Origin of the sequence: Microbispora bryophytorum, from assembly GCF_043197435.1 — a bacterium.
Taxonomy (GTDB): Bacteria; Actinomycetota; Actinomycetes; order Streptosporangiales; family Streptosporangiaceae; genus Microbispora; species Microbispora bryophytorum.
Map to the genome: position 1 here is coordinate 123,043 of NZ_JBICTF010000011.1, position 25,174 is coordinate 148,216.

A 25,174-nucleotide genomic window follows, 5' to 3' on the forward strand; every position below is an offset into this window, starting at 1 on the left:
ATTCCCGGAAGGACCGCACCCATGAGCCAACCTCCCGGCGGCCCCCTGACCAGCCGCCGCGGATTCCTCGGGATGGTCGGCGCGGGCGCGTTCGCCGCCGCCGGCCTCACCGGCTGCGCGGCCAAGAAAGAGGTGTCCAAGGGCACCGCCGTCGCCGCCGACAAGCTCAAGGGCCTCGTGCCCGCCCGCGTGCCGTTCCAGGTGACCGGCCTGACGCCCGACCTGCCCGGCTCGGAGTTCGTCGAACCCGGCTTCCTGACCAGGCCGGGCACGATGGTCCAGGCCGTCACCACCAAGCCGATCACCAGCGGCGCGGAGGTCAGGGCGATGACCCCGCTGTGGGGCACCGTCCCTCCCGGTCTCGGCGACAACTCCTACTACGACGCCGTCAACGAGCGGCTCGGCGGGGTCGTCCGGTTCAACATCTCCGACGGCAACACCTACGTCGACAAGCTGAACACGATCCTCGCCAGCGGCGACGTGCCCGAGATGATCCAGATCCCGGGCTGGAACATCGACTCCATCGCCCACTTCACCGAGGCGGCCAACAAGCTCTTCGCCGACCTGTCGCCCTATCTCGCGGGCGACAAGGCCAAGGAGTTCCCGCTGCTGGCCAACTACGACACCGCCGCGTGGACGTACGGCGTGTTCGGCGGCGTGCTCCAGGGCATCCCGTGGCAGAACGCGCCCTACCCGTTCGCCACGATCGTCCGCACGGACATCCTCGACGAGCTCGGCCTGTCCGTGCCCAAGAGCGCCGACGACCTGCTCACCCTGGGCAGGGAGCTGACCGACCCGAAGAAGAAGCGCTGGGCGTTCGGCGACATGGGCCAGGAGGTCCAGCGGGCGTTCGGCGCCCCGCGCGAGTGGCGCAAGCAGCCCGACGGCACCCTGATCTACAAGTACGAGACGCCGGAGTGGCAGCAGTCCATCGAGCTCCTGACAAAGCTGTTCGAGGCGGGATACGTCCATCCGGACGTCGTGGCCAACCAGTTCGCCGACCACAAGGAGCTCTTCGGCACCGGGCAGCTCGTCATGTACAAGGACGGGCTCGGCGCGATCCACGAGATCCTCGGCAACTATCTGCCCGGCAACCCGAAGATCGACGTGCGGGCCGTGGACCCCTACCCGGCCCACCCGGGCGGCAAGGTCATCGTCTGGCGCAACGAGCCCGCCGGCATGTTCTGCTTCATCAGGAAGGGCCTCGGCGACGCCCGCACCCGCGAGCTGCTCGGCATCGCCGACTGGTGCTCCGCGCCGTACGGCACGCAGGAGTACGACCTGGTGAACAACGGCGTCGAGGGCGAGCACTTCACGATCAAGGACGGGCAGGTCCAGCAGACCGCGCTCGGCCGCAAGGAGGTCGCCCCGACGTACCTGTTCCTGGCCGGACGGCCCGGCGCGATCACCGAGAACCAGTACCCCGGCTACGTCGAGGCCTACCACGGCTGGGAGCAGACGGCCTCGCGATACCTGGAGAACGACCCGTTCGTCGGCATCCGGGTGGAGAGGCCGTCCAAGATGGCCGGGCTGACCCAGCCGACCGAGGACAAGATGAACGAGATCTTCCGCGGCAAGCGGCCGGTCTCGGAGTGGGCCACGATCCTCAAGGACTGGCAGGAGCAGGGCGGCAACGAGGCCCGCGAGTTCTACATGAAGGTCGCCAGGGAGAACGGGCGGCTGTGAGCGCCGACGCGGACACGAGGAGTGTGACGGAGGTCCGGCCCGGGGCGACCCAGGCCGGCCCGGCCGCCGGCCCGCGGCAGGACTCCTTCGCGGCGCGGTTGCGCCGGGACTGGCCGCTGCTGGTCATGGCCATGCCGATGCTGGTGCTGGTCACCGCGTTCTGGTGGGTCCCGGCGCTGGGGAACGTCATCGCCTTCCAGGACTACAACCCGTTCAGCGGCGGCATCCTGGGCAGCCCGATCATCGGGTTCACCAACTTCGCCCAGCTGTTCGGCGACGCGCAGTTCATCCGGGCGGTGGTGAACACACTCGGCATCACCGCGTTCCAGCTCGTCTTCTACTTCCCGCTGCCGATCGCGCTGGCGCTGCTGCTCAACAGCGTGGTCTCCGGGCGGCTGCGGGCCTTCATCCAGGGCGTCGTCTACCTGCCCCACTTCTTCTCGTGGGTGCTGGTGGTCGCGATCTTCCAGCAGATGTTCGGCGGCGCCGGCCTCCTCGCGCAGATCCTGCGCGACCACGGGCACGCGGGCATCGACTGGATGACGAACTCCGACACGTTCATCCTGCTCGTGACCGCGCAAACGGTCTGGAAGGACGCCGGCTGGGGCACGATCGTGTTCCTCGCCGCGCTCAGCACGATCGACCAGAACCTGTACGAGGCCGCCGCGGTCGACGGCGCCCGCCGGTGGCGCCGGATGTGGCACATCACGCTGCCGGGCCTGCGGCCGGTCATCGTGCTGCTGCTGATCCTGCGGCTCGGCGACGCGCTCAACGTCGGCTTCGAGCAGTTCATGCTGCAGCGCGGCGCGGTCGGCAGCAAGGTGTCGGAGGTCTTCGACACCTTCGTCTACTGGTCCGGCCTGCGCACCGGCGACTTCGGCTACGGCGCGGCGGCCGGACTGTTCAAGGGCCTGGTCGGGCTGGCGCTCATCCTGGCGGCCAACCGGGTGGCGCACGCCCTCGGCGAGCGAGGGGTGTATTCGCGATCATGAACACAACGAAGGTGTCCGGGCTCGCGCCCTGGGAGGAGCCGGGATCGGCCGCCGGCCGGATCGGCAAGGGCGGCGTGCTGGTGCTCGTCGTGCTCGCCGTGCTGCTGCCGCTCTACACGATCGTGCTGACCAGCCTGTCGTCGGCCGACACGGTGAACCGGGTCGGCGGCCTGGTGCTGGTGCCGGACGGCATCACGTTCGACGCCTACCGCCAGATCTTCTCCGACAGCGTGGTCAGCCGCGCGGTGCTGGTCAGCACCGGCGTCACCGTCGTGGGAACGGCGGTCAGCCTCGGCGTGAGCGTCCTCGGGGCGTACGCGCTGTCGCGGCCGGGAACGCTGTTCCACCGGCCGATCCTGTTCTGCGTGCTGCTGATGTTCGTGTTCTTCCCCGGCCTGATCCCGACCTACCTGATGGTGGCCTCGCTCGGGCTGAAGGACTCGTACTGGTCGCTGATCCTGCCGTCGGCCGTGTCGGCGTTCAACGTGGTCGTGCTGCGCGCGTTCTTCATGAACATCCCGCGCGAGCTGCTCGACAGCGCCCGCATCGACGGCGCCGGCGAGTTCCGCATCCTGTGGCGGATCGTGCTGCCGCTGGCGAAGGCGGTCACGGCGGTCATCGGCCTGTTCTACGCGGTCGGCTACTGGAACGCGTGGTTCAACGCCATGCTCTACGTCGACGACACCCGCAGGTGGCCGCTGGCGCTGGTCCTGCGGTCGTACGTCGTGGACTCCAACCCGCTGCCGACGGCCACGGTCGGCGTGAGCGGCTTCGGCCATGTCGCGCCGCCGACCCTCGCGATCAAGATGGCCATCGTCGCCGTCGCCGTGCTGCCCGCCCTGGTCGTCTACCCGTTCGTGCAGCGTCACTTCACCAAGGGCGTCATCATCGGCGCCATCAAGGGCTGATGCGCATGCCGCTGTGGTACGGAGGGGACTACAACCCGGAGCAGTGGCCCGAGGAGGTGTGGGCCGAGGACGTCGCGCTCATGCGCCGGGCGGGGGTCACCCTCGTCACCGTCGGCGTCTTCTCCTGGTCGCGGCTGGAGCCGGCCGAGGGCCGCTACACCTTCGGCTGGCTCGACCGGGTGCTCGACCTGCTCGCCGGCGGAGGGATCGGCGTGGACCTGGCCGTCCCGACCGCCTCTCCCCCGCCGTGGTTCTCCCTGGCGCACCCCGATGCCCTGACCGTCACCCGCGACGGCGTACGGCTCACGCACGGCAGCCGCGACACCTACTGCGTGAGCGCCCCGGCGTACCGCGAGGCGTCGCTGCGGATCACCCGCGCCCTCGCCGAGCGCTACCGCGACCACCGCGCGCCGGTCATGTGGCACGTGCACAACGAGTACGGCACGCCCTGCCACTGCGACCACGCCGCCGCGGCGTTCCGGGCCTGGCTGCGCAGGCGGTACGGCGGCCTCGACGCGCTGAACGACGCCTGGACGACCGCGTTCTGGGGGCAGCACTACTCGGACTGGGCGCAGATCACCCCGCCCCGGGCGACGCAGTATCTCCCCAATCCGGGGCAGGCGCTCGACTTCCGCCGGTTCGTCTCCGACGAGATGCTCGCCCACTTCACCGAGCAGCGCGACCTGCTTCGCGAGCTGACCCCCGGCGTGCCCGTTACCACCAACTACGTGCTGGCCGGCTGGGCCTGCGTCGACCACTGGAAGTGGTCGCGCGAGGTGGACCTGGTCTCCGTCGACGACTATCCCTCCGGTCGGGGCATGGCGGCGGCCGAGCAGACCGCCTTCACCGCCGACCTGGCCCGATCGTGGGCGGGCGGGCGGCCCTGGCTGCTGATGGAGCAGGCCACGGGGTATGTGCTGGGCCCGCGCGCGTCGCCCAAGGAGCCCGGCGAGATCGCCAGGCACAGCCTGCAGCACGTCGCCCGGGGCTCGCAGGGCGCGATGTTCTTCCAGTGGCGGGCCTCCCGCGGCGGCGCCGAGCAGTGGCATCCCGGCATGGTTCCGCACGCCGGCCCGGACTCCCGCGTCTTCCGTGAGGTCTGCGCCCTGGGCGAGGCGCTGGGGCGCATTCCCGCGCCGGCCGGCGGGTCACCCGACGGGCCGCCGGTCGCCGAGGCGGAGGTCGCGATCCTGTGGGACGAGGAGGCGTGGTGGGCCGTCCAGGGGCCCGGCCTGCCGAGCGCCGAGATCGACTACCTCGCGGCCGTCCAGCAGGCCCATCGGGTGCTGTGGCGGCAGGGCGTCGCCGTCTGCTTCGCCCATCCGTCGCACGATCTGCCGGCGTACCGGGCCGTCCTCGTGCCGAGCCTCTACCTGATCTCCGACGTGGCCGCCCGGAACCTCGCGGCGTACGTGGAGGGCGGCGGCACGCTCGTCGTGTCGTTCTTCAGCGGGATCGCCGACGAGCGCACCCGGATCAGGCTGGGCGGCTACCCGGGGGCGCTGCGCGAGATCCTCGGCGTCCGCGTGGAGGAGTTCCGCCCGCTCGCCGAGCCGGTCGAACTGCCGGAACTCGGCCCCGCGACGGTGTGGAGCGAGGTCGTCCACCTGGACGGGGCGGAGGCGGTCGCCCGCTACCCCGGCGGCGGACCCGCCGTGACGCGCCACCGGTTCGGCGCCGGCACGGCCTGGTACGTCTCGACCCGGCTCGACGACTCCGGCTACGCCCGCGTCCTCGCGCTCGCCGGGCCGGCCGGGAGCGGCACCCCCGGCGTCGAGGTCGTACGGCAGCGGGACCGGGTCTTCGCCATCAACCACACGGAGGACGAGCAGCCCGTGCCGGTCGACGGCATCGACCTGATCACCGGCAGACCCGTCGACGGCAGCCTCGGCCCCGGCGGATACGTCGTCGTCCCTGCACAGACGCGCCCGAATCATCGGTAATGTGCCCACAAAGAAAGAATAGGAATAGTAAGCATTTTTCGAAGAAAGGGGGGATATGGCTCATTTGTTTGGCCGGCTGGTATGTTTGAAGTGCTCCAGTCTCCACCCCCGCGAGACCGGGCGGCCCGCGGCGGTCACCGCGTCCGGGCACCCGCCTCGGCGGTCATCCGAAGGCCGGAGCCCTTACGGGACAGGGGTTTTGCCCTGATTCCGGAAGGTTCGGGAGACACTGTCGAAGATCGCCACAAAGCCCGACTTCTTTACTTGTTTGCCACAATCTGGCATACAGGTGGGATTGCCGGACGGACCCGCATGCCATCGACCGTCGCGCATTACCGAGACCTGACACTCGGCCGGGTAGCGTCGTTCAAGACAGTACGCCCGATAAATATGGATGAAGGCGCGTATATGACAACGCAGCAGCTCGAGATTACTGTGAGCGATCACCAGCCGGCCGTCGTGGTCGCGCTGCGGGGTGAACTCGACATCGCCAGCGGGGACACGCTCCGCCGGGCGATCAGACATCTCGTTCGCCAGGGTCGCGTCAAGATCGTGGCGGATGCGTCCGGTCTGCGGTTCTGCGACTCATGCGGCCTGGAAGCGCTGCTGGACGCACAGGACGAAATCGAGAAGGCCGCCGGTTCCATGCGGCTCACCGGCGTTCACGGCATCTTGAAGATCGTCCTTGAGGCGACCCGGCTGCGCGACACGTTTGTCATCGACGGCACGCCCGTCGAGGCCGTCGCCGCCATGGTGGTGGCCGGATCGCACGACGTGTCCATGGTCTGAGACAGACCTCACCGTTTGACCGCCGCCCCCGCCCTCTCGCCGAGGGCGGGGGCTTGCTATCGCTCGGCGCTAGGGAACGGACCCACGTCCGGCACGGTCAGGCCCAGCAGGAGGCGGCCGTCTGCGCCATGAGCAGCTCGGCCACGTCGCACAGCCGGCCGCGCCGGGCGTACGCCGCGCGCTGACGCGCCGCCCCGGACCCGCTGCGGCGCAGGCGCTCGATCTGGTCGGTCAACGGCGTCCAGTCGCCGTTCTCCTCCAGCACCGGCCGCACATGATCGAGCAGGCGGTCGACCAGCCGCCAGGCCGGCACCCTGTTTCCGCAAACCCTGTTTCCGCAAACCTTGTCTCCGGAGACCCCGGCTCCGGCGAGCAGATCGAGGGCCTCGCCGTCCACGCCGTCGCGGGCGGCCCTCCAGTAGGCCGCCCGCAGCAGGGTGTCCTCGACCTCGGGGGCGGGCACTCCGGCCCGCACGTCGCGCAGCGCCGTCTCGGCCAGCCCCCGCACCAGCCCGGCCAGCAGCACGGTCTCCCCGGCCGTCGGGCACACGTCGGCCGCGCGGATCTCCAGCGTCGGCACATGATCGGACGGGCGGACCATCCAATAGATCATTCCGCGGTCGAGGATGGTGCCCCCGGCCAGCATGCCGGCCACCAGGCTCTCGTAGTGCTCGACCGACCGGAAGAACGGCGGCGGCTCCGCGCTCGGCCATCTGCCCATCATCGGCGCACGCCAGCTCGCATACCCGGTGTCCCTGCCGTCCGCGATCGGCGAATTCGCCGCCAGCGCCTGCAGGACCGGGAGCCAGGGCCGCAGGTGGTTGCTGACGCGCAGCGCCTCCTCGCGGTCGGCGATCCCGACGTGGACGTGGCAGCCGCAGACGCCCTGACCATCCATGATCGCCCCGAACTCGCGGAGCATGGCCTGATAGCGAGGGCACGGCGAGAGGGGCGGCACTCCCGGGTTGCCGTCCAGAGCGGTGCCGCACGCGACGAGCGCGAGCCCGATGCTCGCGGCGGCGCCCGCGGCCGCGCGGCGCATTTCGAGCAGGTCGCCGTGCAGGTCCCGCAGGCTGGTGTGCACGGCGGTGTTGCTCTCCAGTTGGAACTGTGTCAGTTCGAACACCAGCCGGTCCGCCCCCGGCCCGGCCGCCCGCTCGCGGATCTCCCGCGCCGCCGGGACGACCCGCCCGGTTCGCGGATCGGCGAGCAGGAACTCCTCCTCGACCCCGAGCGTGAGCGTCGTCGGACTCACGGTTGCCTGCGCGACGAGGGAGGGTCCGTGCACGGTGTCGAACCGGACCTCCCTTGTCACGTCTGGCATAAGCGGTCTTTTCAGGAGGGGTCCAGTCGGTCAGTCCCCCATTCCCCCTGGCCATCGGGCAAAAACCCACATATGGCGTTTCTTGACCGTCCAGCTCGATCGTCCGGCTTGGCCCTCCGTCGCGGCTTTCCGCAGGCCGTACGCCCCGGTTCGGAGGGGGGCCGCTGCTCTAGACTGGCGAACCTGGCCGGGGCTCCGGCCAGGTCCCGTCTTCCCCTTCCCCCCACGCCCGACCGTCCCCACAACGTCCGCCGAGGTGTGCTCCGTGACCGCCGCCGTCGTACTGACCCCCGTGTCCGCCCCGGTCGCCGACCATGTGCTGGTCGTCGCGCTCGACGGCGCCCTGGACTACACGAACGCCGAACGGTTGCGCCAGGACGTCGAGGCGGCCCTCGGCGAGGAGCACCGCGAGCTCGTCCTCGACCTGAGCGGCATGGACTTCTGCGACTCCACCGGCATCCGGATCCTGCTGTCCGTACGGAAGCTGATGCAGGAGCGCGACGGCGCGGTGACGATGGCGAGCCTGAACGCCCGGCTGACGAGGATCTTCAAACTCACCGGACTGACCAGCGCCTTCACGCTCACGGCGAGCCTGGCGGAGGCCGTCGCCGCGGTCGGCGCGCGGTCAACCCCCAGGTGAGGGCAGGCAGGTGAAGGCAGGGAACGGGTAACGAGACGGTAGCCTCGAAGACATCGGGCGGCAGACCCAGCCAGGAAGACAGCGGCGAGGAGGACAGGTGGTGGATCACCGCCGGCAGTGGCCGATAACGGATGATCTCGCGGCGCTGCGCGAGAACATCCAGCGGTACGCCCTGCGGGCAGGCCTGACCGGCTCCCGGCTGGACGACCTCGTCATCGCCGCCAACGAGGCCGCCATCAACGTGCTCGAACACGGAGGGGGAGCCGGCACCCTGGCGATCTCCTGCGACGGCGGCGTGCTCGCCGTCGACGTCGCCGACCATGTCGGCGTCCTGCGGCCCGGTGCGGTGCCGGACGAACGGCCCACCGGTCGCGGCGACCGCGGCTTCGGCCTGTGGCTCATGGGTGAGCTGTGCGACGCGGTGACCATCGACCAAGTCCCCGGACAGTCGACGATCCGGCTGTCGATGCAGGTTGACGACGGCGCCGCCGACGAGGGCGCCGCCCCCGTCGGGCGCAGCGCCCGCCCCGTCTGAGCGGGCGCCGGCCCTGTCGGCACCGGCGGCCCGTCGCGGACCCGGGTTGAGCCAGGTTGAGTCCGGATTGAGCCCTGGTTGGCCCTGGGTATCGTCCCGATCCCGTAAACCGGGCCATCACGGCTGTCCGGCCGCCTTAACCTGGGTCCGCGACCACCTCCTCATGGCTGCTGGACGGCTACTTGAGGAATGCCCATGACGCGGCGGCAACCGCGATCAGGGCGCAGAGGCGGATGGTCCGGGGTGTGCTGTCAACCACGTCCCGGACCGCTCTGGCCACCTCGCCGATCCACGAGCCGAACTCCGGGTCGTGAATCCGCCCTTCATGACGGCGTCCCCCGCTCGCGCGGGGCCTGATAGCAGTCATCGGGGCCCCCTCCCCATATGCGCTGTCCGGGATCGATCTCCCGGATCTGTCGGTCGGCCCGATCAGGAATCCGTTCCCGGCCGGTCCGGGGCGCGCCATGGGCGGAATCCCCGCCGCCGTCGCGCCGCCGACCCGGTAGGAGGGATTCCGGACCTTTCCCTGATGTTCACAGGTGACCCACCGTGCACGCAACGCATACGAGCGGCATTCTAGGTTCCGTACGAAGAGTGACGATCAGATCACAGCATGCGATAGCTTTTGATCCTGATTTGTCCGTCGATGCGAAGTTGGCTGTCCGTTTTGTCCGCAGCGCTTTCCGGAATTTTGGGTCAGCGCGCGACACGCCGTCATTTGTCTCAGAGGACGGCATCGGGCGGCATGTCAGGGCCGCCCACGGCACGTCCGCACGACGTCCGGGCCCACTTCGAGAGGGGGTGTACGAGACGATGTTACCGTGCGTGACGCCCTCGTCACGCATCACCGGCCGGGTGGCGGCTTCAGGACCCGAGGTCGCGTACGGCGTTCTCAAGGCACCGCGTCAGCGCCTCCACCCGCTCCTCCGTCACCGGCTCGTCGCCGCAGGCCTCGGGCAGGTCCGCGCGGCGCACCACCACGAGCGTGCGGTGCCTCTCGTCGATCTCGCCGAGCGGCAGCACGAGGCACTCGCCCCGGACGAAGACCAGCGCGACGTCCGGGTCGGCCGACTCCAGCAGCCGCCGTACGCAGTCGGGGTCGAGCAGCACCATCGCGCCTCCCTCGCCGCGGCCTGCTACGGCCGCGTGCCCACGCCGGTCGTGACCTCCTTGATCCGCCTCCGGCTCGAGTCGGGCGCGAGCGGCGGGGTCTCCATGCCCGCACCGCGCCGCATGCCCTCGATCACCGCGCGCAGGGCGTCCACCGCGCTGTGCCGGGGCTGCCAGCCCAGCTCCCGCCGGGCGCGGGTGGTGTCCATGATCGGGATCTGCAGGACCATCTCCACCATGCCCGGCGAGGCCGGGATCAGCCGCAGGTGCCAACCGGCCGACACCGCCGTGCGCACCACCGCGGCCGGGACCGGCACCAGCCGCGCGCCGAGCAGGTCCGCCAGCACGGCGGGATCGATCACGGGGTCGGCGGCGATGTTGAACGCGCCCCGCACGTCGCGGGTGAGCGCCAGCCGGAACGCCTCGCCGGCGTCCCGCGAGTGGAGCGCCTGGAACCGCAGCCGCGGCATGTCCGGCACGAACGGGATCAGCCCCGGCCGCATCAGCCGCCGCGGCAGGAACGGCCCGGCGAACAGCCGCCGCTGCTCGGTCGCGGCCTCCTCCTTGAAGATGAACCCCGGCCGCATCCGCACGACGCGGATGTCCGGGTGGTCGCGCTCGAAGATGTCGAGCATGCGCTCGACGTAGGCCTTCTCCCGCCCGTACGCGGCGTTCGGCCAGCCGTTGGTCGGCCAGGACTCGTCGACGGGCGGGTCCTTGGGCCCCGGCGAGTACGCCCCGACCGACGACGAGTGGACGAGGACGGAGACCCCGGCCCGGACGGCGGCGTCGAAGACGCGCTTGCTGCCCAGCACATTGGAGTTCCAGGTGGTGACCGGGTCGTGCGTGGGCTGGAACAGCCAGGCCAGATGCACGACCGCGTCGGCGCCGGCGAGGATCGGATCGAGATCGTCCCGGAAGACGTCGGCCGTATGCCACTCGGTCTTCGCCGGCTGCCGGCTCGGCATCCGCCTGGCGACCCCGACGATCGAGGTCACGCTCGGCTCGGACTCGAGGGCGGCGAGCACGCTCGTGCCGACGTTTCCGCTCGCACCAATCACGACAACTCGCATGAAATACTCCGTTTCCTGGCATCAGCCGCCACAAACCGCGATGACCCACATCCCCGACCAATCGGTGATCACGCGCTTCGTGGTTGCCCGGCTGGAGCGGGCCCGAAGATGGTGTTCCAGATTTCCCCTGGGACAATGCGGGGGAATCAGTGGTGGCGCGGGAATACCGCTACCTAGGAGGATTAAGTTCTCAATCTGGTCAGAGAGGCGGAGCGGCAGAGATGGCTCAGATCGTCGGTGGCGGACGCCCCGTCAATGACGCCGAGCGAAGGGTCATCGCCCACCTGCGGGACAACGCCCCTGACGACTGGCTGCTGCTGCACAACATCGAGATCCCGCGCGGCGCGGACCTGTTCGAGGTGGACGTGGTTGTGCTCACCGGCCACTCGCTCGTGGTGATCGACGTGAAGGGCGCCCGGGGCCGGTTCGAGGTGTCGGGCACGCGATGGTTCCCCCAGCACCGGGAGGCGTTCGGCTCACCGGTCGCCAAGCTGCGCGGCACCGCGCGGGCGCTGAAGGGCCTGCTGATCGAGGAGCACCGCGAGCTGGAGCGGTTGTATGTCGACAACGTGGTGGTGCTGACCGCCCCCGGAGCCGTCCTCGTCGACCCCAGCGGCCGCGACGCCCGGCACGTCACCACGATCGCCGGGGTCATCCCCATGCTCAGCGACGCGTCCCGGGTGCGGCACGGGTGCAGCCGCGACGCCGAGCCGTACCGCACGGCGATCCTGGAGGCGCTGAACGGCACCGTGCGCCGCTCGACCGCGCCGCCGCGCTTCGGCAACTGGGAGGTGGAGGAGCAGCTCGGCGGCGACATCCGGGTCACCGAGTATCGCGCCGTCAACTCGACGGCCCCGGCCAGCGGGACCGTGCTGCTGCGGGTCTACCGCGCCGACCCGATGGCCGAGCAGCGCCGGCGGGTGGCCGAGCAGCGCCGGATCGCCAACGCCTACCAGTCGCTCGCGAAGATCCCGCCGCACCCCTGCGTCGTACGCTCGCGGGACTTCTTCGCGATCGACGACGAGAGCCGGTTCGTGCTCGTGCTCGACGACGTCCACGGGCAGGCCCTGCACCTGCACCTGACCGGGCGGAGGCTGGGCATCGACGCCAAGCTCGGCGTGATGGAGGACATGCTGGACGGCCTCGCGCACGTCCACGCCAACAACGTCATCCACCGGGCGCTGACCCCTGCCTGCGTGCTCGTCACCGACGACGGGAACGCGATGCTGACCGGCTTCGACTACGCCAAGCCCGGCTCGCGCAAGCACACCGTGGCCAACGAGCTGCCCAACATCCTCGACGTCCACTACGTCGCCCCCGAATGCCGGGCGCGCCCCGACCGGATGACCCCCGCCGCCGACGTGTACTCGGCCGGGGTCATCGCCTTCCAGCTCCTCACCGGCGAGCTTCCCACGCCCGGCGTGGACGCCGAGCCGGACGCCGGCGGCGTCGCCCCCGAGGTCATGGACCTCGTACGGCGAATGCGCGACCCCACGCCGGCCAAGCGCCCGGACGCGGCCACGGCCCTCGTGGAGCTGCGGGTGGCCCGCGACGCCCAGCCGCGGCGGCGGCGCGCGCCGTTCGGCGGCAGGATCAGGAGCGCCCTGCGTCGCCTGTCCCGCCGCTGAGACCGGGACGGTCACGCGGGACCTTCGGCACTTCTCCCGCGGCGCGGGGAAGGCTAGGGTCCGGTTCATGATTCGGGTGTTCCTGGTGGACGACCACGAGGTCGTGCGGCGTGGGGTGGCGGCGTTGCTGGACGCCGAGGACGACATCGAGATCGTCGGCGAGGCGGGGACGGCCGAGTCGGCGGTGGCCCGCATCCCCGCGCTGAAGCCGGATGTGGCGGTGCTCGACGTGCGCCTGCCCGACGGCAGCGGGGTGGACGTCTGCCGTGAGGTGCGCTCGAAGGTGCCCGGCCTGGCCTGCCTGATGCTGACCTCCTACGCCGACGACGAGGCGCTGTTCAACGCGGTCATGGCCGGCGCGGCCGGGTACGTGCTCAAGCAGATCCACGGCTCGGACCTGGTCGGCGCGGTGCGCACGGTGGCCGGCGGGCAGTCGTTGCTCGACCCGCAGACCACCGCCGCGATGCTGCACCGGCTGCGCGACCAGGCCGCGAAGAAGGACCCGCTGGCCGCGCTGTCGGACCAGGAGCGGCAGATCCTGGAGCTGATCGGCGAGGGCCTGACCAACCGCCAGATCGGCGAGCGGATGTTCCTGGCCGAGAAGACGGTCAAGAACTACGTGTCCAACCTGCTGAGCAAGCTCGACATGCAGCGCCGCACCCAGGCCGCCGCGCTCGCCGCCCGCCTCAAGGCCGGGCGGGAGAGCTGAGCCGGGGCCGATCGACGTCGACGACGGGACCTTCGTCCCTAACCCGCTCGGCGGCCGATCCCCCAAGCTTGCAGACATGAAGCTCGACTCGGCCGGCCTGGAGATCCTCAGCGGAGGGGAGTGCCTGAACCTGCTGGCCTCCGCCCCGATCGGCAGGATCGTCTTCACCGATCGCGCCCTCCCCGCCGTCCAACCGGTCAACTTCTGCCTGCTCGACGGGAACATCGTCATCCGCACCGCCCCCGGCTCCAAACTGGCCGCCGCGGCGCGCAACGCCGTCGTCGCCTTCGAGGCCGACGACTTCGACGCGACGTTCCGTACGGGCTGGTCGGTGACCGCGGTCGGGCACGCCCGCGCGGTCTCGGAACCGGAGGAGATCGCCCGCCTGTCGGCGCTGCCGCTCACGCCGTGGGTGCCCGGAAGCCACGACCACTTCATCGTGATGGCGCCCGAGCAGATCTCCGGCCGCCGGCTGAGCCGGTAATCCGAACCGGTGGATGATGGGAACGTGCGTGCGCGTCCCGTCTCCCCGTCCCTGCTCGTGGAGGAACTCGCCGACCTGATCGCCGACCGGCCGCGCGACGCGTGGGTGCGCGTCGCCGTGGACGGCGCTCCCGCCGCAGGACCGGGACGGGTGGCCGACGACCTGGTGGAGCCGCTGCGCCTGCGGGGCCGGGAGGTCCTGCGGGTGCCCGTGGCCGGGTTCCTGCGCCCGGCCTCGCTCCGGCTGGAGTTCGGCCGCACCGACCCCGACGCGTTCTACGACGAGTGGCTGGACGTGGGCGGCCTCACCCGCGAGGTGCTCGGACCGCTCGAACCCGGCCGTACGGGCCGGGTGCTGCCCTCGCTGTGGGACAGCGAGCGCGACCGGGCCACCCGCGCGGACTACGTGACGCTGAAGCCGGGCGGGGTGGTGCTGCTCGACGGCGCGCTGCTACTCGGGCGCGGCCTGCCGTTCGACCTGACCGTCCATCTGGCCATATCGCCCGCCGCGCTGACCCGCCGGACGCCGCCCGGGGAGCGGTGGACGCTGCCCGCCTACGAGCGGTACGAGCGCGAGACCGGCCCGGTGCGGGCCGCCGACGTGGTCGTCCGCGTCGAGGACCCGCGCCACCCCGCCGTGATCAGTCTCTAGAGCCCGTACTCCTCCAGCAGGCGCAGCCACACCTCGCTGACGGTCGGGAACGCCGGGACGGCGTGCCACAGGTCGTCCAGGGTCACCCCTGTCGTGACCGCGATCGTCGCGGCGTGCAGCAGCTCGGCCGCCCCCGGGGCCACGAAGGTCACGCCGAGCAGCACCCGGCGGCGCTCGTCCACCACCGCCTTGGCCTTGCCCCGGTAGCCGTCGCCGAGGAGGTAGCCGCCCGCCACCTGCTCCATGTCATATTCCACGACCCGCACGTCGAAGCCCTCGGCGCGGGCCTGCGCCTCCGTGCGGCCCACCGCGCACACCTGGGGATCGGTGAAGACCACCTGCGGCGCCCCGGCACGGCCCGCGCGGTCGCGCATGCCGGGCCGGTCGTCCGCCTCGCCCCGCGCCCGGGCGACGATCACGTCGGAGGCCACCCGCGCCTGGTACTTGCCCATGTGCGTGAGGAGCGCGTGGCCGTTGACGTCGCCCACCGCGTAGAGCCAGCCGTCCGCCACGCCGGTGGCCCGCATGCTCTCGTCCACCTCGACGGGACCGGACTCCGGCAGCCCGACCGAGGCCAGGCCGAGGTCGCCGACGGCGGACCTGCGGCCGGTGGCGACCAGGATCTCGTCGGCCGTGACCGTTCCCCCGCTCGCGAGCCGCACCGTGACCTCGCCTCCCGGCTCCGGCCGCTCGACCTTCTCGGCGCTCTCGTGCGTGCGGATGTCGATCCCCTGGTCCGTCAGCGACCGGGCGACCGTCTCCCCGGCGAAGGGCTCCATCCTCGTCAGCAGCTCGCCGCCCCGGACGAGCATCGTGACCTCCCTGGCCCCGAGCCCGCGCATGGCCTGAGCCATCTCGCACGCGACCACGCCGCCGCCGATCACCACGAGCCGCTCCGGTACGGCACGCATGCCGGTCGCCTCACGGTTCGTCCACGGCTCGGCTGCGGCGAGGCCGGGCACGGGCGGGATCACCGGGCCGGACCCGGTGGCCAGCATGACGGCGTGGTTCGCGACGAGCGTCCGGACGCCGCCGTCGGCCGTCGTGACCTCGACCCGCCGGGGGCCGGCGAGCCGTCCCGTGCCGCGCACGAGCGTCACACCCGCCGAGTCGAGCCACCGGACCTGCCCCGCGTCGTCGTAGTCGGAGACCGCGGCGTCACGCCGGGCCAGCACCGCGGCGGCGTCGATCGGCCCGCCCTCGGCTGTGTCGTCCAGCCGCAGCCCCGTGACCCGGCGCACCTCTCCCGCGAGGTCCACCGGGCGCAGGAGCGCCTTGCTCGGTATGCAGGCCCAGTAGGTGCACTCCCCTCCCGCCAGCTCGCTCTCCACGATGGCGGTGCTCAGGCCGGCCGCCGCCACCCGTCCCGCCGCGACCTCTCCCGCGGGACCGGCACCAATCACGATCACATCGAAGGCTTCCACGGATTCCACCCTGTCACGAGGGCGGCCGTGACGTGGAGACGAGCCCCCCTTCGTAGGCGGCGATGACCAGCTGGGCCCGGTCGCGCGCGCCGAGCTTGGCGAGCAGGTGGCCGATGTGGGTCTTCACGGTGGCCGTGCTCACATGCAGGCTCGCGGCGATCTCCAGGTTGGACAGGCCGCGCGCGACGAGCGTGAGCACCTCACGCTCCCGAGCGGTGAGGCCGTCGAGCGAGGGGCCGGATCGAGGCCGGTCCGCGGCGGTCCGGCCGAACTGTGTTGACTGGGCGAACTGTGTGAACTGGGCGATCAGCCGCCGCGTCACGCTCGGCGCCAGCAGCCCCTCGCCGGCGGCGATGACGCGGATCGCCGTCAACAGGTCGGCGGGCGGGGTGTTCTTCAGCAGGAACCCGCTCGCCCCGGCCCGCAGCCCCGCGTAGACGTACTCGTCGAGGTCGAACGTCGTGAGGATCAGCACCTTCACGCCGGATGGCTCGGCGCAGATCCGCCGGGTCGCCTCGATGCCGTCCATGCCGGGCATCCGCACGTCCATCAGCACGACGTCGGGACGCTCGGCGCGAGCCAGTTCGACGGCCCGCGCCCCGGTGCCCGCCTCGCCGACCGCGACCAGCCCCGGCGTGCTGTCGACCAGCAGGCGCAGGCTGCCGCGCAGCAGTTCCTGGTCGTCGGCGAGCAGCACCCGGATCGGCTCGTTCACGTCCCCTCCCTTTCCAGCGGCAGGCGGGCGAGCACGCGGAACCCGCCGCCGGGCAGCGGACCGGCCGCGAACTCCCCGCCGTACGCCGCGACGCGCTCGCGCATCCCGACCACCCCGTGCCCGACCACCCCGTGCCCGATCAACCCGTCCCCGGGCGGGCCGGGGGGCAGGACCCGGCGGCCCGGCCCGTCGTCGGTCACCTCGATCCGCACCCGTTCTCCCTCGTCGTGCACCGAAACCCGGCAGGCCGCCGGAGCGGCGTGCCTGACCACGTTGGTCACGGCCTCCTGAACGATCCGGTGGACCGCCAGCTCCAACGCCGGGGGCAGGCCGCCGTCCGTCACCCGCACGTCCAGATCCACGCGTACGCCCGCGGCCGCCGCGCGCTCGGCGATGTCCGGCAGCGCCGCGAGGCCCGGCGCCGGAGACAGCGCGCCGGTGACCTCTCCGGGGGCCGTACGCAGCACGCCGAGCATGTGCCGCATCTCGGTCAGCGCCTGCCTGCTCGTGCTCTCGATGACCCGCAGCGCCTCCAGGGCCTCCTCCGGCCGCCGGTCCGCCACGTGCGCCGCGACCCCGGCCTTGACCCCGATGAGGCTGAGCGTGTGGGAGACCACGTCGTGCATCTCCCTGGCGATGCGCAGCCGCTCCTCGGTCACCGCGCGCTCGGCGGCCTGCTCGGCCCGGTGCGCGGCGTACGCCCGGCGCTCCCGCACCGCCCTGCCGATCGTCCAGGCGCCGCCCAGCGCGAGCGAGCCGAGCACGACGGTCTCCACGATCCGCCTGACCTCCGGCTCGCCCGCCACGCCGCCGAACGCCGCCAGCAGCAGCGCCCCGACGGTCAGCGCGCCGATCGCCGCCGTCGGCTCCCACCGGCGCCGCCGCGTGGTGAGCGCGACCGGATAGAGCGCGTACGCCGCGGCGGCCAGCGGCTCCCGCGTGACACCGAGCGCCATGGCCGCCACGGACGCGACCGCGACGACGCAGAAGACCGTCAGCGGCCACCGCCGCCGGACCGCGAGCGGCAGCGTCATCGCGGCGATCAGAACCCAGGCCACGGGATGATGCACGGCCGGGGAGTCGACGACCAGCACGAACGCGTAACCCAGCGCGACCGGCAGGTCGAGCGCGACCAGCTCACGGGGGCGCAGCGGCCGGGGGAACAACGGCCGCACGTCCGGATCGTCCACGCGCCCACGCTAGCCATACGCGGGCGCGCTCCGCCTCCTCCCCCGGTCTGTCATGCCACGGTCTGAGGCGCGTCCGGCGGATCGCACCTCGCTCCGACGCGGGAGACGGGCGGCGCGCGAGACCGTCGGGACATGATCGAAGTGAGAGAGCTGACCAAGCGCTACGGGCGCACGGTCGCCGTGGACGGGCTGACGTTCCACGTGAAACCAGGCCGCGTGACCGGGTTCCTCGGGCCGAACGGCGCGGGCAAGTCCACGACCATGCGGGTGATCCTGGGCCTGGACCGCCCGGCGAGCGGCGAGGCGCTGGTGAACGGCCGCCGCTACGACCGCATCCGGCACCCGATGCGGGAGGTGGGCGCGCTCCTGGACGCCGGCGCCGTCCAGGGCGGCCGTACGCCCCTCGGCCACCTGAGCTGGATGGCCCGCGCCAACCGCATCGGGATTGGGCGAGTCGTGTCCGCCATCGAGCAGGTGGGCCTGGCCGGCGTTGCCCGCAAGCGAGTCGGGGGCTTCTCGCTCGGCATGCGCCAGCGTCTCGGAATCGCCGCCGCGCTCCTCGGCGACCCCGCGGTGCTGCTGCTGGACGAGCCCGTCAACGGCCTCGATCCGGACGGCGTGCGCTGGATCCGCGAACTGCTGCGCGGCCTCGCCGCCGAGGGACGCACGGTGCTCCTGTCGAGCCATTTGATGAGCGAGATGGAGCTCACCGCGGACCACCTCGTCATCATCGGCGGCGGGCGGCTCATCGCGGACACCCCGATGCGGGAGCTGACCGCCGTGCGAGACGTCCTCGTCCGCAGCAGCCGCGCCGGTGACCTCGCCGGCGCGCTGTTGGCCGCGGGCGGGACGGTCGCCGCCGAGGACGACGGGGGCCTGTCGGTGCGCGGCCTGGATCCTGAGGAGATCGGCGACCTCGCCGCCCGGCACGCGATCCCCCTCCACGAGGTCACCCCGCGCGGCGTCTCACTTGAGGAGACCTACATGCGGCTCACGGGTGGGGGTGCGGACCGGTGATCGACGCCCTGGCCGCCGAATGGCTCAAGCTCCGCACCCTCCGGTCCACCTCCGTCGTCTTCGGCGTGGTCGCCGTCGTCGTCGCTCTCATGGCCCTGCTGGCGTGGTACGCCGTCCACCTGTGGGAGGGCCTGCCGCCCGACCAGCGCGACCGCCTTGAGGTGTCGTCGCTGCCCGAGCTCGCCAACTGGCTCGCCTCGCTGTGCCTGGCCGTGCTGGGCGTCCTCGCCTTCTCCGGCGAGTACGGCACCGGCATGATCCGCACCACGTTCACCGTGCTGCCGTCGCGCGGGCGGGTGCTCGCCGCCAAGGCGGGCGTCGTCGCGGTCGTCGCCTTCTGCACGGGACTCGCGGCCGTGCTCGCGACGTACGCCGCCGGGCGGCTCATCATCGGCGATCGGCCCATCCAGGGGCAGTCGGCCGAAACGCTGAGCCGTCAGATGCCGCTCTTCCTCGCGTTGAGCCTGTCCATCGCGATGTTCGCGCTGCTCGGCCTGTGCCTGGCCGCGATCACCCGGTCGGCCGTCGCCGCCGTCGCCGCACTCGTGGCGGTCTGGTACGTGCTTCCGATCATCGTCAACAACATCCCGGCGCCCTGGAACGAGCGCATCGGCTCGATCCTGCCAGGCGCCCTGGCGGGCCAGCTGGCCGGCACCGGCAACCCCCAGTCACTCGGCGGCGCGCTCCTGTCGCCGCTCGCCGCGCTCGCGGCGATGGCCGCCTGGGTGGCGGTGCCGTACGCGGTGGCCGCCGTCCTGCTGGCCCGCAGGGACGTCTGACGGCTCAGCTCGCGCTCAGCGGCACGCAGGCTCCGGTGGTCGCGGTGGTCCCGGTCGTACCGGTGGCCGGCTTCGCGGCCGTGTTCGCACCCGCGCCCGGCGCGAGGGACACCTTGGCCGTGAGCGAGAGGGTCAGGGGCAGGGTGAGGCCGGGCGAACAGGCGGGAGCGCACGTCGCGGGCGCGAGCGCGGGCTTCACGACAGGCTGCGCGACAGGCTTAACGGCGGGCTTGACGGCCGCCTTCACCACGGGCTTCACCACCGGCTTGACGGCCGGCTTGGCGGCCGACTGCACGACGGGCTGAACGACCGTGGGCGGCGTCGTCGGCGGCGTCGTCGGCGGTGTCGTGGGCGTGGGCGTGGGTGTGGGCGTGAGCGGCCGGGGCGCCGGGCGGTCCCGCTTGCCGTCCTTCTTCCCGTCCACGGCGACGGACCGATCCACGTCGTGCTCTTCCGTCCGCGGGGAGACCATCGTCTTGGAGTCCCCCTCCTGGCCGTCGCGGACGAGCTCGGCCGCCTCGGAAGTGTCCTGCAACGCGGCCCACTGGTCCTGGTCGCTGTACGTCTGGGCGGAGACGCTGTCGTTCTGCCAGTTGTACGGCAGCGCGGCCGCGGACGTCGTCTCCTTCTGGAAGGGGACGAGGACCAGCGTGAGGTCGCGCATCAGGAACTGGTGCTGGCGCTGCTGCTCCCGCAGCCGCTGATTGTGCCGGTGCCCGTTCTTCTGGCGGTTGTTCCGCCCCCGGGAGTGCGGATGGCCGAGCCGGACGAGGCTGTGCTGTGCGGACATCGTGGCGGCCCCCGCCGGAGCCGCGACGAGAGGAACGCTCGCGATCACGGCGCCACCGGCGAGGACGGCGCCGATCGCGAGGACCCCGGCGACGCTCGTGCTTTTTGCCATTTCGTTTTCCCCCTAGAACAACCAGAGAACAACCACCGTGCGTATCGATCTCGGGGTTTCCACACAGATCACCGGACAAACGAGCTAAGCCCGATCTTTCCCTTCCCCTACGCATTGTTGAGGCCACCGCAGGTTTAAATGTCCGCTTTATAAGAGAAATGTCATGACACCGCCCGATGCCGCTGGCCGTACGGTCGCGAAGTGAGGGCGGGGCAGGTCAGGGTACGGCCCAGGCATGACCTCAGCACGGGACGAACTGGCGGGGCTCGACCCCTTCGACATCTTCGACACCGAGGCGGCGCGGCTGGACCGCTTCTTCTCCTCCCTCGGCTCCTCCCTCGACGAGGACGGCTGGAACCGCCCCTCCCGGTGCGACGGCTGGACCGTGCGCGACGTGCTCGCCCACCTGGCCGGCGAGGAGTCGTACAACCACGCGTGCCTGGACGACGACATCGACGGGTTCTACGAACTGCTCGAACACGAGGGTGTGGGCGGCGGCTTCGACGGCTTCAACGAATGGTGCGTGCGCAAGCGGCAGGGCCTGCCGGTGGAGCAGGTGCTCGACGAGTGGCGGACCAGGAACGGGGAGACGCGAAGGCGGATGCGCGCCCTCGGCCGCGACGGCACGCTGCACACGTCGGCCGGCCCCTACCCGGCCGGTCTCCAGGCCTTCCACTACGCCTCGGAGTACGCCACGCACGCCGACGACGTCGCAGCCCCTGTGCCGCCCGACGAGGCCGGCGACCGTCTCGGCTGGCGGGTCCGATTCGGCATGTTCGTGCTGGAGGAGCAGGGGTCCCCGGCGCGGGTCGAACGCGCCTGCGGCCGGGTGCAGGTGCAGGTGGACGACGGCCTGACCGCCGATCTCTCCCCCGAGGAGTTCGTCGAGGCGACGGTCGGGCGTCTGCCCGCCGGGCATCGTCTCGACGATCGCGTCAGGAGCGCGCTGCGCTGCCTCGCCTGAGCGGCCCGCGGGAGACCGGGACCCGGCGCGAAGACAACCGGCACAAAGACAACACGCCGGGCGCCCCTACGGGCACCCGGCGTGCGGACATAACGGATCGGACCGCGCCCTCGGCACCGGTGGTAATAAGCCACTCGTCCCCTGTCGCGGCGGGACCGCCGCCCACGACCCGGTGTTCCCGGAAGCGGGCCGCGCGGACACGGCCGCACACACGGTCACAGCCCTCGGAGTGACGGCACGCGCGGTGACGGGCGCGGCGGAGCCCCGGCATGCGGCTCCACCTCTCACCGGCCCTCCCGCAGCGCCTCCTACCGGGCCTCCAACTGGGCGCCGGTACGGCAGGCCGGCCGGACGTTCGCGGCCGGGCGGCCGGGTGGGACCACCGGGCCGGCGGTCGACGGCGGCGCGCCGGCGCACCGAATATGAAATGCGTATCGATAAACGCTTCATGCGAATTCCCCGAATGAAAAATGCGGCCAGGACAGGCCGGTTTTGCCCGGGGGGATCCGGACGTGCGGCGGCCCGTCAACGATGTACCGGGATCGGGCCCAAATCAATCAGGCGCGCCGGAGAGAACGCATTCCGCCCGATTAGACAGGAGATCAGGGCAGCCAGGAAACGCGACCGCGCAGCAGGCCGTACCCGACGAAGGCCACCACGTCGATCAGCGTGTGCGCGATGATCAGCGGCATGGTCCGCCCCCAGCGCTGGTAGAGCCGGCCGAAGACCACACCCATCACGATGTTGCCGACGAAGCCGCCGAAGCCCTGGTAGAGGTGGTAGGAGCCGCGCAGGACGGCCGACGCCCCCAGCGCTCGCCACGGCGACCAGCCCCGCTGCCGCAGCCGATGCAGCAGATAACCGGCGACCAGCACCTCCTCCAGCACGCCGTTCTGGGCCGCCTCGGCCACCAGGACCGGGATCCGCCACCAGATGTCCGGCAGGCTGTCGGGCACGACGTTCAGGTTGATCCCGGACTGGAAGGCGAACAGGTAGAACAGCAGCCCGCTGCCGCCGATCACCGCCGCCAGCACGGCGCCGCGCAGCGTGTCGCGGCCCGGCTCGCGCCAGTCGGCCCCGATCGTGCCCATCGACTCGCCCGATCGGGCCAGCAGGTAGGCGACGAGCCCCACGGGCGCCACGTTCACCGCGATCCCCGCGAGGTGCAGCGAGAGATCCAGCCACGGGCGGCCGGGGGCCAGCGAGCCGACCAGCACCGCGTGCTGGTCGCCCAGGTCCTTCGGCGCGGTCAGCGCGCCGATGAGGCGGATGAGCGACAGCAGCGCGCTGGCGCCGAGCGATACCGCGAAGACCGCGAAGATCTCCGGGCCGATCAGCCGCGGGGTGAGTCCGCGCAGGGCGGTCGCGTCGGCGGTGGCGTCGTCCATGCTGGCAGGGTAGCCGCCCCCGCACGGTCATCCGTCCCCGTCAGTACGGCAGTGCACGGGACGTGAACGACGGCGCGACGAAGGCCGCCTTGAACTTCGGGAAGGCGACCGTGTTGGGGTTGCCGTCCGAGGTGTAGCGGTCGGTGGGGTTCGCCTTGAGCCAGTCGAGCCACGCCATCGAGCAGAACTTCTTGCAGTCGCCGACCTTCTCCTTCGACCTGATCCGCGGGATGCCGACCGGGTCGAAGTCCTTGGTGAACGGCGACGGCGACGGGGTGTAGCCCGCGAGGAACACACCCTTGTAGTCGTAGCGGGTGCCGCCGTCCGCGCCCTGCAGCGCCCACTTCTTCTCGTGCGGCTGGTTGCCGTACGGCAGGGCGAGCGTGACCGGCGGCGTCTTGATCAGTGCGGTGATCAGCGTCTGCCCGGCCGCGACCTGCTTCTCCACCTCGGCCTTCGGCTTGCCGAGCAGGTTGAGATGGTCGCGGGTGTGGTTGCCGATGTCGAAGTTGTGGTCCTTGAGCCACTGCAGGACCTGGATCTGCTCCTCCTGCCGGGCCTTGCCGAACAGGTCCTTGATCACGTACATGGTCGCCACCGGCCGGAAGCCCGGATGCTTCTTCGCGACGTCCATGAGGATGCCGACCGCGCAGTCCGGCGCCGGATTGCCCATGCCGTCGAGTGTGAGCTGGGAGGGCGAGGAGTCGTCGAAGGTCAGCACCACCGGGTGCTTGCCCGCCGGAATGTCGATCTTGCCGGTGGTGTACTCGGCCGCGGTGACCGGCACGTAGTCCTCCGCCGCGAGCCGTTCCAGCTCGTCGCGGAAGTCCTTCGGGCTGCGGTCGTCGCCCGGTGGCGGGTTATTGACGATCCGGTGATACATGATCACCGGGACCTGCCCCAGCTCGTTGGCCTTCACCTGAGCGGCGGCGGCGGTCTCGGACTTGCGCTGCGCCGCACCGGCCGCCGCGTTGCTCTGCTGGTGACCGGCCGGGCTCGCGTGTGTGACGTGCTTGCTCCCGCCTGCGGCGCAGGCGGAGAGCGCGACCGCCCCCAACGACGCCGCAGCGATACCGGCAACCCTGAAGCGCCCCATGGATCCCCCTCGTCGGGTTGCGCTTGACAACGAGGGGCTCCTACCCGCGGAACGTGTTCACATCACGCGGCGTAGGACAAACATCACGCTAAGTGAGTCACAGGTGAGGTTCGGCGCAGAAGGCGACGCCGTCCCCGCCGAGCTCGACCGAGCCCTCCGACGCGGCGGCGAACGCCGACTCGCCGGGCCGCAGCTTGACCTCCGAGCCGGCCGTGCCCACGTTCACCACGCCCTCGGTGCACAGCACGATCCTCGGCAGGCCCCCCGGGAGCGTCTCGGCCGCGCCGGGCACGATCCTGCGGAGCAGGAACTCCGGGACCGGCGGCACGTACGCACCGCCGACCGGCTCCACCGCCACGGGCTGCTTCCCGGCGTCGGTGATCCGCAGCAGCTCCTCCACGTCAATGTGCTTGCCGGTCAGGCCCGCCCGCAGCACGTTGTCGGAGCAGGCCATGATCTCCACGGCGAAGCCGTCGAGGTAGCAGTGCAGCACCCCGGCCCCGAGGAACAGCGCCTCGCCGGGGGCCAGCGTGTGGCGACGCATCAGCAGCGGCGCCAGCACGGCCGGGTCCTCCGGATAACGCCGGGCCAGCCGCACCACCAGCGCGTAGTCGGGCGTGTGGACGGCGGAGGCCGCCCACACCACCGCCTCGACCAGCTCGCGCCGCGACGTGCCCCCGGATCGGGGCCACTCCAGCAGCACCCGCAGCGCGCCGAGCACGTCGCCGCCCCGCAGCGCCGCGACCACGGGCCGCAGCGCGTCGACGTGCAGCCGCTCGACCAGCATCGCCGACTGCTCGGGCGGCCGGAACCCGGCCAGCCCGGTGAACGGCGTGAGCGCGCAGACCAGCTCCGGCTTGTGCCAGGGGTCGGTGTAGTTCGCGTCCCCCCGGGCGTGACCGTCGGCGGCCTGCCCGGCGTCGGGGTGGACCTGCAGCGACAGCGGCGCGTCCACCGCGATCAGCTTCATCAGGTACGGCAGCCGCTCCCCGAACCGCCCGGCGACCGCCTCCCCGAGGGTTCCCACCGGGTCGGCCGCCACCGCGTCGGCGAGCGCGGTCTCGACCCCGTCCCTGACCAGCCGGGACGACGCCGCCGGGTGGGCGCCCATCCACAACTCGGCCTCCGGCCCCGAGGCGGACCGCCCGGTCAGCTCGGCGATGGCCGTCCGGGAGCCCCAGGGGTAGTCCTTTATGGGGTTGATGAGCAGGTCCACGTGCGTCCTTAG

General features: G+C 71.6%; 24 protein-coding genes. 14 read left to right on the forward strand and 10 right to left on the reverse strand.

From position 1 onward, the window contains the following. Window positions 1-21: 21 nt before the first annotated feature. The 5 genes from ACGFIB_RS30850 (at window position 22) to ACGFIB_RS30870 (ending at window position 6,318) form a co-directional block, all read left to right on the forward strand. Complete coding sequence (locus tag ACGFIB_RS30850) at window positions 22-1,686, forward strand: extracellular solute-binding protein (protein ID WP_357238603.1); 1,665 nt, start codon at window positions 22-24, stop codon at window positions 1,684-1,686. Beyond that, window positions 1,683-2,678 carry an ABC transporter permease gene (locus ACGFIB_RS30855; protein WP_393376623.1) on the forward strand — a complete coding sequence of 332 codons (996 nt, stop codon included), beginning with the start codon at window positions 1,683-1,685 and terminating at the stop codon, window positions 2,676-2,678. The genes ACGFIB_RS30850 and ACGFIB_RS30855 overlap by 4 nt, the downstream gene beginning before the upstream one ends. Further along, the gene (locus ACGFIB_RS30860) at window positions 2,675-3,586 is read left to right on the forward strand and encodes a carbohydrate ABC transporter permease (RefSeq protein WP_191053079.1); all 912 of its coding nucleotides are present in this window, start codon (window positions 2,675-2,677) and stop codon (window positions 3,584-3,586) included. Before ACGFIB_RS30855 ends, ACGFIB_RS30860 begins: the two co-directional genes overlap by 4 nt. Next, a complete protein-coding gene (locus tag ACGFIB_RS30865) occupies window positions 3,586-5,529 on the forward strand; it encodes a beta-galactosidase (protein ID WP_357238601.1) in 1,944 nt (647 codons plus the stop codon). The genes ACGFIB_RS30860 and ACGFIB_RS30865 overlap by 1 nt, the downstream gene beginning before the upstream one ends. A 408-nt stretch (window positions 5,530-5,937) precedes the next feature. Further along, on the forward strand, window positions 5,938-6,318 hold the full coding sequence (locus ACGFIB_RS30870) for an STAS domain-containing protein (RefSeq protein WP_357238599.1): 381 nt from the start codon (window positions 5,938-5,940) through the stop codon (window positions 6,316-6,318). A 97-nt stretch (window positions 6,319-6,415) separates the two neighbouring features. Here the strand turns inward: ACGFIB_RS30870 and ACGFIB_RS30875 are convergent, their stop codons facing one another. Next, window positions 6,416-7,642 carry a carboxylate-amine ligase gene (locus ACGFIB_RS30875; RefSeq protein WP_357265238.1) on the reverse strand — a complete coding sequence of 409 codons (1,227 nt, stop codon included), beginning with the start codon at window positions 7,640-7,642 and terminating at the stop codon, window positions 6,416-6,418. Between the two features lie 265 nt (window positions 7,643-7,907). Here ACGFIB_RS30875 and ACGFIB_RS30880 point away from each other — a divergent pair, with 265 nt between their 5' ends. Then, window positions 7,908-8,282 carry an STAS domain-containing protein gene (locus ACGFIB_RS30880; RefSeq protein WP_357238595.1) on the forward strand — a complete coding sequence of 125 codons (375 nt, stop codon included), beginning with the start codon at window positions 7,908-7,910 and terminating at the stop codon, window positions 8,280-8,282. A gap of 97 nt (window positions 8,283-8,379) precedes the next feature. Next, the gene (locus ACGFIB_RS30885) at window positions 8,380-8,817 is read left to right on the forward strand and encodes an ATP-binding protein (RefSeq protein ID WP_357238593.1); all 438 of its coding nucleotides are present in this window, start codon (window positions 8,380-8,382) and stop codon (window positions 8,815-8,817) included. A gap of 864 nt (window positions 8,818-9,681) precedes the next feature. On the opposite strand, the gene ACGFIB_RS30890 is transcribed toward ACGFIB_RS30885, so the two are convergent. After that, window positions 9,682-9,930, reverse strand: a complete 249-nt coding sequence (locus ACGFIB_RS30890; protein ID WP_142573585.1) for a hypothetical protein — start codon at window positions 9,928-9,930, stop codon at window positions 9,682-9,684. Window positions 9,931-9,953: 23 nt separating this feature from the next. Beyond that, window positions 9,954-11,000, reverse strand: coding sequence for an NAD-dependent epimerase/dehydratase family protein (locus tag ACGFIB_RS30895; RefSeq protein ID WP_357238591.1), 1,047 nt, complete (start codon window positions 10,998-11,000; stop codon window positions 9,954-9,956). Window positions 11,001-11,221: 221 nt separating this feature from the next. Here ACGFIB_RS30895 and mads6 point away from each other — a divergent pair, with 221 nt between their 5' ends. From mads6 to ACGFIB_RS30915, 4 genes are all read left to right on the forward strand, one after another. Continuing rightward, window positions 11,222-12,628 carry a methylation-associated defense system protein kinase MAD6 gene (mads6, locus tag ACGFIB_RS30900; RefSeq protein ID WP_357238589.1) on the forward strand — a complete coding sequence of 469 codons (1,407 nt, stop codon included), beginning with the start codon at window positions 11,222-11,224 and terminating at the stop codon, window positions 12,626-12,628. A gap of 67 nt (window positions 12,629-12,695) precedes the next feature. After that, window positions 12,696-13,337 (forward strand): response regulator transcription factor, encoded by a 642-nt coding sequence (locus tag ACGFIB_RS30905; protein WP_142573580.1) that lies wholly within the window; start codon window positions 12,696-12,698, stop codon window positions 13,335-13,337. Between the two features lie 76 nt (window positions 13,338-13,413). Then, the gene (locus tag ACGFIB_RS30910; RefSeq protein WP_357020470.1) at window positions 13,414-13,821 is read left to right on the forward strand and encodes a pyridoxamine 5'-phosphate oxidase family protein; all 408 of its coding nucleotides are present in this window, start codon (window positions 13,414-13,416) and stop codon (window positions 13,819-13,821) included. A 24-nt stretch (window positions 13,822-13,845) separates the two neighbouring features. Then, window positions 13,846-14,472, forward strand: coding sequence for a nucleoside/nucleotide kinase family protein (locus ACGFIB_RS30915; protein ID WP_393376626.1), 627 nt, complete (start codon window positions 13,846-13,848; stop codon window positions 14,470-14,472). Here the strand turns inward: ACGFIB_RS30915 and ACGFIB_RS30920 are convergent. The 3 genes from ACGFIB_RS30920 to ACGFIB_RS30930 are packed head-to-tail and all read right to left on the reverse strand — an operon-like array spanning window position 14,469 to window position 17,801. After that, window positions 14,469-15,896 carry a dihydrolipoyl dehydrogenase family protein gene (locus ACGFIB_RS30920; RefSeq protein ID WP_393376628.1) on the reverse strand — a complete coding sequence of 476 codons (1,428 nt, stop codon included), beginning with the start codon at window positions 15,894-15,896 and terminating at the stop codon, window positions 14,469-14,471. The two genes, ACGFIB_RS30915 and ACGFIB_RS30920, sit on opposite strands and share 4 nt — an antisense overlap. Window positions 15,897-15,909: 13 nt before the next feature. Then, window positions 15,910-16,611, reverse strand: coding sequence for a response regulator (locus tag ACGFIB_RS30925; protein WP_393376630.1), 702 nt, complete (start codon window positions 16,609-16,611; stop codon window positions 15,910-15,912). Further along, a complete protein-coding gene (locus ACGFIB_RS30930) occupies window positions 16,608-17,801 on the reverse strand; it encodes a sensor histidine kinase (protein WP_393376632.1) in 1,194 nt (397 codons plus the stop codon). Before ACGFIB_RS30930 ends, ACGFIB_RS30925 begins: the two co-directional genes overlap by 4 nt. A 132-nt stretch (window positions 17,802-17,933) precedes the next feature. Between ACGFIB_RS30930 and ACGFIB_RS30935 the strand changes: the two genes are divergently transcribed. Both ACGFIB_RS30935 and ACGFIB_RS30940 read left to right on the forward strand, forming a co-directional pair. Beyond that, the gene (locus ACGFIB_RS30935; RefSeq protein WP_393376633.1) at window positions 17,934-18,818 is read left to right on the forward strand and encodes an ABC transporter ATP-binding protein; all 885 of its coding nucleotides are present in this window, start codon (window positions 17,934-17,936) and stop codon (window positions 18,816-18,818) included. Then, window positions 18,815-19,597 (forward strand): ABC transporter permease, encoded by a 783-nt coding sequence (locus ACGFIB_RS30940; protein ID WP_357238576.1) that lies wholly within the window; start codon window positions 18,815-18,817, stop codon window positions 19,595-19,597. Before ACGFIB_RS30935 ends, ACGFIB_RS30940 begins: the two co-directional genes overlap by 4 nt. A 4-nt stretch (window positions 19,598-19,601) precedes the next feature. On the opposite strand, the gene ACGFIB_RS30945 is transcribed toward ACGFIB_RS30940, so the two are convergent. Further along, window positions 19,602-20,498, reverse strand: a complete 897-nt coding sequence (locus tag ACGFIB_RS30945; protein WP_393376635.1) for a hypothetical protein — start codon at window positions 20,496-20,498, stop codon at window positions 19,602-19,604. Window positions 20,499-20,733: 235 nt separating this feature from the next. Between ACGFIB_RS30945 and ACGFIB_RS30950 the strand changes: the two genes are divergently transcribed. Beyond that, on the forward strand, window positions 20,734-21,462 hold the full coding sequence (locus ACGFIB_RS30950) for a maleylpyruvate isomerase family mycothiol-dependent enzyme (RefSeq protein WP_357265253.1): 729 nt from the start codon (window positions 20,734-20,736) through the stop codon (window positions 21,460-21,462). A gap of 602 nt (window positions 21,463-22,064) precedes the next feature. On the opposite strand, the gene ACGFIB_RS30955 is transcribed toward ACGFIB_RS30950, so the two are convergent. The 3 genes from ACGFIB_RS30955 to manA form a co-directional block, all read right to left on the reverse strand. Further along, complete coding sequence (locus ACGFIB_RS30955) at window positions 22,065-22,850, reverse strand: CPBP family intramembrane glutamic endopeptidase (protein ID WP_357265255.1); 786 nt, start codon at window positions 22,848-22,850, stop codon at window positions 22,065-22,067. 40 nt (window positions 22,851-22,890) lie between these two features. After that, entirely contained in the window at window positions 22,891-23,946 is a 1,056-nt protein-coding gene (locus ACGFIB_RS30960; RefSeq protein ID WP_357265257.1) for a polysaccharide deacetylase family protein, read from the reverse strand. A gap of 97 nt (window positions 23,947-24,043) precedes the next feature. Then, the gene (manA, locus tag ACGFIB_RS30965; protein WP_357238567.1) at window positions 24,044-25,162 is read right to left on the reverse strand and encodes a mannose-6-phosphate isomerase, class I; all 1,119 of its coding nucleotides are present in this window, start codon (window positions 25,160-25,162) and stop codon (window positions 24,044-24,046) included. Window positions 25,163-25,174: the final 12 nt, after the last annotated feature.